Origin of the sequence: Pseudomonas sp. RC10-4-2 (genome assembly GCF_050433085.1) — a bacterium.
In the GTDB taxonomy this organism is placed as follows: domain Bacteria; phylum Pseudomonadota; class Gammaproteobacteria; order Pseudomonadales; family Pseudomonadaceae; genus Pseudomonas; species Pseudomonas aeruginosa.
Window position 1 is genome coordinate 142,500 of sequence record NZ_JBNPXX010000003.1, and the last position, 12,070, is coordinate 154,569.

Here is a 12,070-nt window from a genome sequence, read left to right on the forward strand (position 1 = left end):
TCCGGCCACCACTTTGCAGAGAAACGACATCGATGGGGATGCGTACCGTACTGACCGGCCTGGCCGGCATGCTGTTGGGTTCGATGATGCCGGTCCAGGCCGATATGCCGCGGCCGACCGGGCTGGCCGCGGACATCCGCTGGACCGCCTATGGCGTGCCGCACATCCGGGCCAAGGATGAGCGCGGCCTGGGCTATGGCATCGGCTACGCCTACGCGCGCGACAACGCCTGCCTGCTGGCCGAGGAGATCGTCACCGCGCGCGGCGAGCGGGCGCGCTATTTCGGCAGCGAGGGCAAGTCGTCGGCCGAGCTGGACAACCTGCCGTCCGACATCTTCTACGCCTGGCTCAACCAACCCGAGGCGCTGCAAGCCTTCTGGCAGGCGCAGACGCCCGCGGTACGCCAGTTGCTCGAAGGCTACGCCGCCGGTTTCAACCGCTTCCTCCGCGAGGCAGACGGCAAGACCACCAGTTGCCTTGGCCAGCCCTGGCTGCGGGCCATCGCGACCGATGACCTGCTGCGCCTGACCCGGCGCCTGCTGGTCGAAGGCGGGGTCGGCCAGTTCGCCGACGCGCTGGTGGCCGCCGTGCCGCCCGGCACGGAGAAGGTCGCCCTGAGCGGCGAGCAGGCGTTCCAGGTCGCCGAGCAGCGGCGCCAGCGCTTCCGCCTGGAGCGCGGCAGCAACGCCATTGCCGTTGGCAGCGAACGTTCGGCGGACGGCAAGGGCATGCTCCTGGCCAACCCGCACTTCCCCTGGAACGGCGCGATGCGTTTCTACCAGATGCACCTGACCATTCCCGGCCGGCTCGACGTGATGGGGGCCTCGCTGCCCGGCCTGCCGGTGGTCAACATCGGCTTCAGCCGCCACCTGGCCTGGACCCACACGGTGGATACCTCCAGCCACTTCACCCTGTATCGCCTGGCGCTGGACCCGAAGGACCCGCGGCGCTACCTGGTCGACGGTCGTTCGCTGCCGCTGGAGGAGAAGTCCGTCGCGATCGAGGTACGCGGCGCCGACGGCAAGCTGTCGCGCGTCGAGCACAAGGTCTACCAGTCGATCTACGGCCCGCTGGTGGTCTGGCCCGGCAAGCTGGACTGGAACCGCAGCGAGGCCTATGCGCTGCGTGACGCCAACCTGGAGAACACCCGGGTACTGCAACAGTGGTACTCGATCAACCAGGCCAGCGACGTCGCCGACCTGCGCCGGCGCGTCGAGGCGCTACAGGGGATCCCCTGGGTCAACACCCTGGCCGCGGACGAGCAGGGCAACGCCCTGTACATGAACCAGTCGGTGGTGCCCTACCTGAAGCCGGAACTGATTCCCGCCTGCGCCATTCCGCAACTGGTCGCCGAAGGCCTGCCGGCCCTCCAGGGGCAGGACAGCCGCTGTGCCTGGAGTCGCGACCCGGCCGCGGCCCAGGCTGGCATCACCCCGGCGGCGCAACTGCCGGTGCTGTTGCGCAGGGACTTCGTGCAGAACTCCAACGACAGCGCCTGGCTGACCAACCCGGCGAGCCCGCTGCAGGGCTTCTCGCCCCTGGTCAGCCAGGAGAAGCCCATCGGTCCGCGGGCGCGCTACGCCCTGAGCCGGCTACAGGGCAAGCAGCCGCTGGAGGCGAAGACGCTCGAGGAGATGGTCACCGCCAACCATGTCTTCAGCGCCGACCAGGTGCTGCCGGACCTGCTCCGCCTGTGCCGCGACAACCAGGGCGAGAATTCCCTTGCCCGTGCCTGCGCGGCCCTGGCGCAGTGGGACCGTGGCGCCAACCTCGACAGCGGCAGCGGCTTCGTCTACTTCCAGCGCTTCATGCAACGCTTCGCCGAACTCGACGGCGCGTGGAAGGAGCCGTTCGATGCGCAGCGTCCCCTGGATACGCCGCAAGGCATCGCCCTCGATCGGCCGCAGGTGGCGACCCAGGTGCGCCAGGCGCTGGCGGACGCGGCGGCGGAGGTGGAGAAGAGCGGGATTCCCGACGGCGCGCGCTGGGGCGACTTGCAAGTGAGCACCCGTGGCCAGGAACGCATCGCGATTCCCGGCGGCGATGGCCATTTCGGGGTCTACAACGCGATCCAGAGCGTCCGCAAGGGCGACCACCTGGAGGTGGTCGGCGGTACCAGCTACATCCAGCTGGTGACCTTCCCCAAGGAAGGGCCCAAGGCTCGCGGGTTGCTGGCTTTCTCCCAGTCCAGCGATCCGCGCTCGCCGCACTACCGCGACCAGACCGAGCTGTTTTCCCGCCAGCAATGGCAGACCTTGCCGTTCAGCGACAGGCAGATCGACGCCGACCCGCAACTACAACGGCTAAGCATTCGCGAATGATAAGCAATGCCTATCAGATCTGATGGGAAAAAAACTGACGGTTTTTCCGCGCTCGTTCGTCTTTAACCATAGAGGCGGCCCACAGCCGCCCGGTTTCAGGGAACACGTGCAGGCAGCGAGCAGGGATGCTCGGCTTCGGCGGGGACCCGCTACCCACTCGTCCACGAAAGGAGCGTCACGATGACCCATTCGCCCGTCAAACAGATGTTGAAGGAGGCCGGCCTGAAGATGAGCCTGGCCCGGCTGAAAGTGATCGATGCGCTCTGGGAAGCCTCGGGGGAGCAGGGCCGGGTGCCGATCCGCACCCTGCACCGGCGTCTCTCCGAAACCGGTACGCCGCTGTCCCTGGTGAGCATCCGCCAGGTCCTCGGGCGCCTGGTGGAAAGCGGCCTGGTGACCCTCGACGAACAGGATGTCTACAGCCCCGGCAAGGCTTCCTGGGGCGGTGCCGCCGGTTCCGCGGCGCCCGAGCGCCGCGCCGCGGCCAACGAGCAGCGGCTCTGACGCGGTATCCCTGATCTCGGGCAGCGGGTAAAGTCTGCCCCATGCTCAATCCCGACGATTTCCGTTTTCCTTCCATCGAAGCGTTGCAGGCGTTCGAAGCGGCTGCCCGGCTGGGTACCTTCGAGCGCGCCGCCGAACTCCTGTCGATCACCGGCAGCGCCGCCAGCAAGCGGGTTTCCGGTCTCGAGGGGATGCTCGGGGTGAGCCTGTTGCAGCGCGACGGCCGCTCGCTGGCGCTGACCTCCCACGGCCGCGAGTACCTCGAACAGATCGCGCCGATCCTCGCCCAGCTCGCGGCGGTTCCGCTGCATCGTCGCCAGGTCCAGCGCCAGCAGCGGCTGACCCTGCGCACGCCGCCGACCTTCGCCCGGCAGATCCTGATTCCGCGCCTGGCGTCCTTCGCCGAGGCCTGTCCGGAAATCGAGCTGGAGATTCTCCTGTCGAGTCCTTCGGACGGCCAGGACCTGCCGCTGGCCGATGTCGAGGTGCGCGGCGACAGCCATGGCGTGGCGGCCGGCGCGCGGCTGCTGGAGGAGCGCGTGCTACCGATGGCCGCGCCGGGGCTGCTGCTCGGCCTGCCGCGGCCCTGGACGCCAGCCATGCTCGCCGGCCTGCCGTTGCTGCGCTCGCCGCTGGAGCCCTGGCAGCCGTGGTTCCGCGTGGCCGGGCTGGACTGGCCGGAGCCCTGCGCCGGGCCGCGCCTGCTCGATTTGGGCATGACCCTGGAAGCCGCCGCCAACGGCCAGGGCGTGGCCCTCGCGCGACCCTCGCTGGCGCGCGCCTGGCTTGCCGAGGGGCGGCTGGTGGTGCTGTTCCCGCTGCGTTCGGCGCCCACCCACCATTACCACCTGCGCAGCCACCAGGCCTCGCCGGCCAGTCAGCGTTTCGCCGCCTGGCTGGCGGCGATCTGCCGCGAGGCGGTGGCCCAGGGCAGGGAATTCCTTCCGGCGGCGGACGACTGAAACGGCGGAATTTCCTTCCGCCGATGCCGACAATTATTCCGCCTGCGGCGGTACGTCGCGCTCTACCATCCAGCCACCCCCGAAGGAGTGGACTGCATGAGCGTCATCACCGATATCGAAGACCTGCGCCGCCTGGCGCGCAAGCGCGTGCCGCGGATGTTCTACGACTACGCCGACTCCGGTTCCTGGAGCGAAGGCACTTACCGCGCCAACCAGGACGACTTCGCCGCGATCAAGCTGCGCCAGCGGGTCGCGCGGAATATCGAGAACCGCTCGCTGCGCACCCGCATGCTCGGCCAGGAGATGGCCATGCCGGTGGCCATCGCGCCCACCGGGCTGGCCGGCATGCAGCATGCCGACGGCGAGATCCTCGCCGCCCGCGCCGCCGCCGAGTTCGGCGTGCGCTACACCCTGTCGACCATGAGCATCTGTTCCCTGGAGGACATCGCCACGGAAGTCGGCCAGCCGTTCTGGTTCCAGCTCTACGTGATGCGCGACCGCGATTTCATCGAACGCCTGATCGACCGCGCCAAGGCCGCCGGCTGCGACGCGCTGGTGCTGACCCTCGACCTGCAGATCATCGGCCAGCGCCACAAGGATCTGAAGAACGGTCTCTCGGCGCCGCCGCGGCCGACCCTGGCCAACCTGCTGAACATCGCCACCAAGCCGCGCTGGGCGCTGGGCATGCTCGGCACCCGGCGTCGCGGTTTCGGCAACATCGTCGGTCACGTCAAGGGTGTCGACGACATGGGCTCGCTGTCCGAGTGGACCGCCCGCCAGTTCGACCCGCGGCTGAACTGGGGCGACGTCGAATGGATCAAACGCCGCTGGGGCGGCAAGCTGGTGCTCAAGGGCATCCTCGATGCCGAGGACGCGCGGCTGGCCGCCGACTCCGGCGCCGATGCGCTGGTCGTCAGCAACCATGGCGGACGCCAGCTGGACGGTGCGCCCTCGACCATCAGCGCGCTGCCGGCGATCGTCGAGGCGGTGGGCGAGCGCATCGAGGTCTGGCTCGACAGCGGCATCCGTTCCGGGCAGGACGTGCTCAAGGCCATCGCCCTCGGTGCGCGCGGGACCATGATCGGCCGTCCCTATCTCTACGGGCTGGGCGCGCTGGGGCAGGCCGGAGTGACGCGGGCGCTGGAGATCATAGCCCGCGAGCTGGACCTGACCATGGCCTTCTGCGGCCATACCGACATCCGCGAGGTCGGCCGGGACATCCTGTTGCCGGGAAGCTATCCGCGATAGCCGCGAACAGCGAATGGAAGGGAAGGGAAGAGCGCAAGCCGCGCGGCTCGACGGCCGCGCGGCAAACAGGATCAGGCGGCGGAACTCCAGCGCAGGACGATGCTGCCGTCGCGCTGCGGGTCGAGCAGCCACTGGTTGGAACGGTCGAAGCTTTCCAGCAGGTGGGCCCAGTCGCCCTCGTCTTCGCCGGGCAATCGGGAAATGCAGGCCTGGCAGGCCTGTTGCGCGGCCGGGGCGTGGATGATGCGCTGGATGCGGGTGTTCAGCAGGTCATAGGCCGTGGGCAGGGCGGGGATCGATGCAGTGTGGTTCATGGGTGCCTCCGCTTGCTTTCTCGGTTATGGGTGGGTGGACAAAGGAACCCTCGGTTCCGGCGAGATACCTTTGTAGCGGAACTCGTGTGAAGAAAGTATTGCAACGTTGTCGCAGGGGCACGCCGCAGGGATGTACGGCTCTTGGCAACGGCTCTGGCGGTAGGCGACACTGCGTCGCGAGGAAAATCGTTGCGCATTGTTTCAATGCGCGGAAAGGCGTTTTTCCAGGGATGGGCTTTGACCGGCACCCAGTGCAAGGCAAGGTGACCGGTACTTCTCGACGGATACGACTGCATGGCGTTAGAACCTTCCGATGTTTTGCTCGAATCGGTGTTTTGTCAGCTGGATGCCGACACCCCGCGTTCCCTCCATGATCTCAAGGGCGACCCCAGGGCCAACCTGCTGGCGATCCGCCTGCTGTTCCGCCAGGGCCGCATCACCGGCGTGCTGCTGGACGACCCCAGCGGTGCCGAGGACCAGCATGGGCCGTTGATCTACCACGCCGAGCGCCTGCGCGTGCGGCGCGGCTAACGCCGTTTCCCCTGGCCGAGCCGCTCGCTTTCCGGCGAGCGGCGAGGAGCGGGCCACCGGGAAGGCTGCCTCGCTCGGGCGATTCCCGCCCGGCTTGGGTATCGTTGAATTCCATTCAACGATACGTTCAGTTCTGCCAGGTTATGCGCCGCAGTCCTCTCGCCAATAATCTCCCTTCAGTCCGATGAGAGACTCGCCGCGCCCATGGGGGCGGCGCAGTCGCCGTGCGACTCCATAACCAGAAACCAGAAAAGGCGTGCACCGATGATTACCCTGAACCTCAATGGCAAGGATCATCAGCTCGATGTCACCGAGGATATGCCCTTGCTCTGGGCTATCCGCGACGTCGTCGGCTATACCGGGACCAAGTTCGGCTGCGGCATGGGCCTGTGCGGCTCCTGCACCATCCATATCGACGGCCAGGCCACCCGTTCCTGCATCACGCCGGTGAGCCTGGCGCAGGGCAGGAAGGTCACCACCATCGACCACCTGCACACCGACAAGGTCGGCGAAGTCGTCCAGCAGGCCTGGCTGGACATCGGCGTGGCGCAGTGCGGCTACTGCCAGGGCGGGCAGATCATGTCGGCCACGGCGTTGCTGAAGAGCAACCCCGCGCCCAGCGACGAGCAGATCGAGGCGGCCATGGCCGGCAACATCTGCCGCTGCGGCACCTACAACCGGATCAAGACGGCGATCCACAACGCCTCCGCCAAGTTGCAGGAGGCCAAGGCATGAAGCGCTCGTACCCCGACGATCTGGTCATCGGCAATCTCAGCCGCCGCGGTTTCCTCAAGGGCGTCGGCGCCACCGGCGTGCTGCTGGTGGCTGCCAACTGGGGCTGGCGCGACGCCCTGGCCGCCGAGAAGAAGGCCTTCGGCGCCGACGCCATGCCCCACGGCTGGGTGGACAACCCGAAGATCTACGTGAGCATCGACCGGGACGGCACGGTCGGCATCGTCTGCAACCGCTCGGAAATGGGCCAGGGCGTGCGCACCAGCCTGGCGATGGTGGTGGCCGACGAGCTGGAGGCCGACTGGAGCCGGGTCAAGGTGATCCAGGCGCCCGGCGACGAAGCGCGCTACGGCAACCAGGACACCGATGGCTCGCGCAGCATGCGCCATTGGTTCGAACCCATGCGCCGCTGCGGTGCGGCGGCGCGACAGATGCTCGAACAGGCCGCGGCCAACCAGTGGAAGGTCCCGCTGGGCGAGTGCCGCGCCGAACAGAACAAGGTGCTGCATGCGCCCAGCGGCCGTTCGCTGTCCTTCGGCGAACTGGCCGAGGCCGCCGCGGGTCTCGAAGTGCCGGCGCGCGACAAGCTGCTGCTGAAGAAGCCCGAGCAGTTCCGCTACATCGGCAAGGACGTGGCGCGCGCCATCGACGGCGCCGATATCGTCAATGGCCGCGCCGGCTTCGGCTTCGACGCGCGCTTCGACGACATGCTCTACGCCGTGGTCGCCCGGCCGCCTGTCTACGGCGGCAAGCTCAAGCGCTACGACGCCGCCGCGGCGCTGAAGGTGCCGGGGGTGGTCAAGGTGATCGAGATCGAGGGCCGGCCGATCCCGTCCGAGTTCCAGCCGCTGGGCGGGGTCGCCGTGGTGGCGCAGAACACCTGGGCGGCGATCAAGGGGCGCGAGGCGCTGGTGGTCGAGTGGGACGCCGGGGTCAACGGCGGCTACGACTCGGTGGCCTACCGCAAGCAACTGGAAGAGGCCGCGCGCAAGCCGGGCAAGGTGGTGCGCGACAGCGGCGATGCCGCGGCGCTGTTCGCCAGGGGCGGGGATATCGTCGAGGCCGAGTACTACCTGCCGCACCTGGCCCAGGCGCCGATGGAACCGCCGGTCTCCACCGCCTGGTACAAGGACGGCGCCTGCGAGGTCTGGGCCCCGACCCAGGCGCCGCAAGTGACCCGCGAGCGCATCGCCGAGCGCCTGAAACTGCCGTTCGACAAGGTCACGGTCAACGTGACCCTGCTCGGCGGCGGTTTCGGCCGCAAGTCCAAGCCCGACTTCGTGCTGGAAGCGGCGATCCTGGCCAAGGCGTTCCCCGGTCGCCACCTGCGCGTGCAGTGGACCCGCGAGGACGACCTGCATTTCTCCTATTTCCACACGGTCTCGGTGGAGCGCCTGCAGGCCGTGCTCGGCGCCGACGGGCTGCCGCAGGCTTGGCTGCATCGCTCGGTGGCGCCGAGCATCACCGCACTGTTCGGCCCGGACAGCAAGCACCAGGGCGCCTTCGAACTGGGCATGGGCCTGACCAACCTGCCGTTCGCCATCCCCAACGTGCGCCTGGAGAACCCCGAGGCCCCGGCGCACACCCGGGTCGGCTGGTTCCGCTCGGTCTCCAACATCCCCCACGCCTTCGCCATCCAGAGCTTCGTCGGCGAACTGGCGGCGAAGGCCGGCCAGGACCCGAAGGACTACCTGCTCAAGCTGCTCGGCCCGGCGCGGCGGATCGACACCGCCGAACTCGGCGACAGCTGGAACTACGGCGAGTCGCCGGAGCGCTACCCACTCGATGTCGGCCGCCTGCGCGGGGTGATCGAGGAGGCGGCGCGCCAGTCCGGCTGGGGCGGCGAGCTGCCCAGGGGCAGGGCGCGGGGAATCGCCGCGCACTACAGCTTCGTCACCTACGTGGCGGTGGTGATCGAGGTGGAGGTGAAGGACGACGGCGCGCTGCTGGTGCACAAGGCCACCATCGCCGCCGACTGCGGTCCGCAGATCAACCCCGAGCGCATCCGCTCGCAGCTCGAAGGCGCCTGCGTGATGGGCCTGGGCCTGGCGGCGCTGGGCGAGATCAGCTTCAAGGATGGCAAGGTCCAGCAGGACAACTTCCACCAGTACGAGCTGGCGCGCATGCCGCTGGCGCCCAAGGCGGTGTCGGTGCATCTGCTCAAGCCGGATGGCGACCTGCCGTTGGGCGGGGTCGGCGAGCCCGGCGTGCCGCCGATAGCGCCGGCGCTGTGCAACGCGATCTTCGCCGCCACCGGCAAGCGCATCCGCGAGTTGCCGATCCGCAATCAGTTGCAGGGGTGGCGGAAGGCCTAGGTCCTTCGTCCTGGTCGTCGCCTGCGTGAGTTCGCGCGAGCGCAGGCGATGGATCAGGTTCTACGCGGAAGTCGTTGTCGAAGAAGAGTTTTCCGTGCCGTCGTCCTTCCCTGGCAGAGGCCTGTCGGCGGATAACGCGGGTGGCCTCGTTCGCCCTGCGCAGCGAAGGCGGCAAGCGGACGCCAGGGCGGACAACGGGTAGCGTTATGCGCCGCCTTGTCGTCTCAACTTAAAGTGAATTCTAGTATTTTATTTATCTTATTAATCAATAGGATAAATCGTTCATTAAAAGTATTTTATAAGAAGTGGGAGTCTTCCCAGCCGCTCCAGGCCGCCTGCTTGCCGTCGAAACCTGATAGGCAATTCTCCAGGATCGACGACCCCGCGTCGTCCGTGCGCGAGGCCGTCATGGCGGTTCAGTAGATCGGCAGGTCCGGTTCGGGCAGGGCGACGATGTCGTTCGTCGTCAGCCCCAGCAGGCTCATCAGCGCCGGGTCGCGCAACGGCGACTCGCCGCGTACCGGGCCGAAGATTTGCGCCATGTGCCTGCGCAGGCTGGCCACCCGTTGGCGATCGGCCATCCAGCGGGTGAAATCGTGCACGTCGACGTTCTTCAGCGACTCCAGTGGCGGCAGCCCAGGCGCTTCGCCGACGTCGGCGCGGGCGCGCCAGCCGCCGTAGCTGGACTGGAACTCGGCCGAGCCCAGGTAGGACAGTAGCAGCTTGGCCGTGGCCGGATGACGGGCGGCCTTGAAGATCGCCGCGCGCTGGTTCCAGACGATGAACGGCTCGTCGGTCGGGATGAAGTAGCCGGCCGGCGTATCGCTGTCGGTCGCATAGCCGGTCAGGTTGCCCAGCGAACCGATGGAGTCGGTGCCCACCGAGGCCGCCGGCGCCGCCGTGCCGCGCAGGAAGTTCGGCTTCTGCGCCGCCAGGGCGCGCAGGAAACCGCTGCCGTAGCGCCGTTCCAGCTTGTCGTAGACGTACAGCACCGCATCGTCGTCATGGGGATAGGTCAGCACCAGCTTGCCCTTGAAGGCCGGCTTCAGGTAATCGGCGAAGCGCGTCGGATAGCGCTCCGCTGGCAGCCGGACGGAAGCGTAGGTCGGCACGAAGGCGTTGTTGTAGGCCGTGACATAGGCGCCGTCGGGATCGGCGTAGCCTTTCTTCTGCCGGGCGAAGCCGACCGGCTTGTAGCGCAGCAGCACGTCGCGGGCCTTCCATCTGTCGAAATCGAAGGTGGTTTGCAGCATCGCCACGTCCGGCGTCAGGGTGCCGGCGGCGAGTTCCTGGTCGATGCGCAGGTCGTGGAACTTGGAGAGGTCCACCGTGACGTCCAGGGTCACGCCGGGAAAGCGGCTCTCGAAGGCCGTCTTCAACCAGTCCATCTGGTTCGGCGCGTCGCCGCCGGCCCAGAGCACCACCTTGCCGCCTTCGCCCCGTGCGCGGGCGTAGAGCGAAGCGAGCCTGTCGGTCTCGCCGGGAATGACCAGGGTCGCCCCCGCGGTTTCCGGCCCTAGAGCTGGCTTTCGTGGCAATTTTCCCGCCGTTTCGCTGGCGAACGAAGAAGATGCGAAGACCAGAACCCATGCCGCCATCAGCGGCTTCACCCTGTCGATCATGTGCCGTTCCTCTGCTGAAAACGAGCGTCGCCGCTCCCGGTGAGGCCGGCGCGCAGGCGCGCCCCTCATGGATGGGACTGGTCCGCCGCGACGGGCTTCAGCGCCGCGAGGAGACTTCGCGGAAAATCGCGGCAGACTTCTCGTTTCGGCATTCTCGGATGCTTGCGCGGGAACTCCGGGTACGGCCGCGTGGAACCTGCCTAGAAACCGGCCTTCACCGCCAGCGCCGCGGCGGCCGTCCGCGTGTTCACTTCCAGGGCACGCAGCAGCGAGGAAACGTGCACGCGCACGGTGAACGGAGAGATCGACAGCGCGCGGCCGATTTCCTTGTTCGACAGGCCATCGGCGATCAGCCGCAGTACCGCTTGCTGCCGTGGGGTCAGGGCGTCCAGGAGGGCGCGTTGCCGACTGCCGGCGCTCGACCCGCCGCGCAGGCGCACCACCGGTTCGCCGCTGCCGAGCGTCTGCAACGCCGTGCCGATCTCCCCGGCCTCCAGGGATTTGCCGAGGTAGCCGTCGGCGCCGGCGGCCAGCACCTCGTCCACCAGACGCGGGTCGTCGAGCATCGAGACGATGACGATTGCGCTGTGCCGATAGGCGCGACGCAAGCGCTCGATGGACTGGGAGGCGGCGAAGCCGGGAAGCAGCAGGTCGAGGACGAAGAGGGCGGGAGGTTCCGGCGAGACGCTCGAGGCCAGGCGCAGCACCTCGTCGAAGCTGCCCGCTTCGCTTACGGCGGCTTGCGGGAGGTAGCGGCGGACGACCCGTCTCAGGCCATCGCGGAACAGGGGATAGTCATCGGCGACGATGACCCGTGCGGGGAGGCTTCTTGTGCTAGGCATTGTCGTCCCGTCCATGGGGGCGGCCAGGGTACTGCAACCCCTGCATCGACCGGCCGCGGGCCGGCCGGCGAGGGCGCTGCGGGCACCGTTCGATCCGCCGAAAATCCTTTTTCGTCGATCCCTGTCGCGGGGCTCCGCCCCGCATCACAGCGGAATTCTAGCGCCGCTGGCGACACGCATGTCGGGCATTCGTCAGAAAAACAGCAAGCCAGCCCCACGGCGAGCGCGATGGGCTGGTCTATCCTGCTACAACGCCATCGCGCTCGGGAGGACGGCATGGGCTGCCCGCAGGTCTGCGCCGGCGCCACCCTGCAATGCAGCTTCGGGGCGGCGCCGACGGTGCTCAACGTGTTGCCGCAGAACCGCACCCTGACCAGCGGGATGCCGGCGGCGAACATCATGGACCACATCCCGCTGCTGAACATTCCCACCTTCGGCCTCTGCCAGAGCCCGGCCAACCCCGTGGTGGCCGCCGCCACCGCCGCCGCCCTCGGCGTACTGACGCCGATGCCGTGCATTCCCGCCACCGCCAGCCCGTGGATCCCCGGCGGCCCGCCGACCCTGCTGCTGGGCGGGATGCCCGCGCTGGACGCCAATGGCACGCTGATCTGCACCTGGGGCGGGGTGATCAAGATCAGCGTGCCGGGACAGGTGCAGATGCTGATTCCCTGAGCGCCGC

Annotated in this window: 11 protein-coding genes; 8 read left to right on the plus strand and 3 right to left on the minus strand. The window is 68.1% G+C overall.

Translation table 11 applies throughout. The features are described from left to right. Window positions 1-32: 32 nt before the first annotated feature. The 4 genes from pvdQ to lldA all read left to right on the plus strand — a co-directional run bounded on the left by pvdQ (window position 33) and on the right by lldA (window position 5,035). Complete coding sequence (pvdQ, locus tag FHW81_RS16215; RefSeq protein WP_016852871.1) at window positions 33-2,321, plus strand: acyl-homoserine lactone acylase PvdQ; 2,289 nt, start codon at window positions 33-35, stop codon at window positions 2,319-2,321. A 180-nt stretch (window positions 2,322-2,501) separates the two neighbouring features. After that, window positions 2,502-2,825, plus strand: a complete 324-nt coding sequence (locus tag FHW81_RS16220) for a transcriptional repressor (RefSeq protein WP_003089535.1) — start codon at window positions 2,502-2,504, stop codon at window positions 2,823-2,825. A 41-nt stretch (window positions 2,826-2,866) separates the two neighbouring features. After that, on the plus strand, window positions 2,867-3,787 hold the full coding sequence (locus FHW81_RS16225) for a LysR substrate-binding domain-containing protein (protein WP_023110011.1): 921 nt from the start codon (window positions 2,867-2,869) through the stop codon (window positions 3,785-3,787). Between the two features lie 96 nt (window positions 3,788-3,883). Further along, window positions 3,884-5,035 (plus strand): L-lactate dehydrogenase LldA, encoded by a 1,152-nt coding sequence (lldA, locus tag FHW81_RS16230; RefSeq protein WP_003104946.1) that lies wholly within the window; start codon window positions 3,884-3,886, stop codon window positions 5,033-5,035. A gap of 71 nt (window positions 5,036-5,106) precedes the next feature. Here lldA and FHW81_RS16235 read toward each other — a convergent pair whose 3' ends face one another. After that, complete coding sequence (locus FHW81_RS16235) at window positions 5,107-5,349, minus strand: DUF1654 domain-containing protein (RefSeq protein WP_003089526.1); 243 nt, start codon at window positions 5,347-5,349, stop codon at window positions 5,107-5,109. A 294-nt stretch (window positions 5,350-5,643) separates the two neighbouring features. On the opposite strand from FHW81_RS16235, the gene FHW81_RS16240 reads away from it, so the two are divergent. The 3 genes from FHW81_RS16240 (at window position 5,644) to FHW81_RS16250 (ending at window position 8,927) form a co-directional block, all read left to right on the plus strand. Continuing rightward, entirely contained in the window at window positions 5,644-5,880 is a 237-nt protein-coding gene (locus tag FHW81_RS16240; protein ID WP_003104944.1) for a hypothetical protein, read from the plus strand. A gap of 264 nt (window positions 5,881-6,144) precedes the next feature. Next, entirely contained in the window at window positions 6,145-6,615 is a 471-nt protein-coding gene (locus tag FHW81_RS16245) for a (2Fe-2S)-binding protein (RefSeq protein ID WP_003089521.1), read from the plus strand. After that, entirely contained in the window at window positions 6,612-8,927 is a 2,316-nt protein-coding gene (locus FHW81_RS16250) for a xanthine dehydrogenase family protein molybdopterin-binding subunit (protein WP_003160318.1), read from the plus strand. Before FHW81_RS16245 ends, FHW81_RS16250 begins: the two co-directional genes overlap by 4 nt. A 416-nt stretch (window positions 8,928-9,343) precedes the next feature. Here the strand turns inward: FHW81_RS16250 and FHW81_RS16255 are convergent, their stop codons facing one another. Together FHW81_RS16255 and FHW81_RS16260 are read right to left on the minus strand one after the other, a co-directional pair. Then, window positions 9,344-10,549 (minus strand): ABC transporter substrate-binding protein, encoded by a 1,206-nt coding sequence (locus FHW81_RS16255; RefSeq protein ID WP_023128107.1) that lies wholly within the window; start codon window positions 10,547-10,549, stop codon window positions 9,344-9,346. Window positions 10,550-10,749: 200 nt separating this feature from the next. Further along, complete coding sequence (locus FHW81_RS16260; protein ID WP_003110901.1) at window positions 10,750-11,391, minus strand: LuxR C-terminal-related transcriptional regulator; 642 nt, start codon at window positions 11,389-11,391, stop codon at window positions 10,750-10,752. Between the two features lie 276 nt (window positions 11,392-11,667). Here FHW81_RS16260 and FHW81_RS16265 point away from each other — a divergent pair, with 276 nt between their 5' ends. Beyond that, window positions 11,668-12,063, plus strand: coding sequence for a DUF4280 domain-containing protein (locus FHW81_RS16265; protein ID WP_003089513.1), 396 nt, complete (start codon window positions 11,668-11,670; stop codon window positions 12,061-12,063). Window positions 12,064-12,070: the final 7 nt, after the last annotated feature.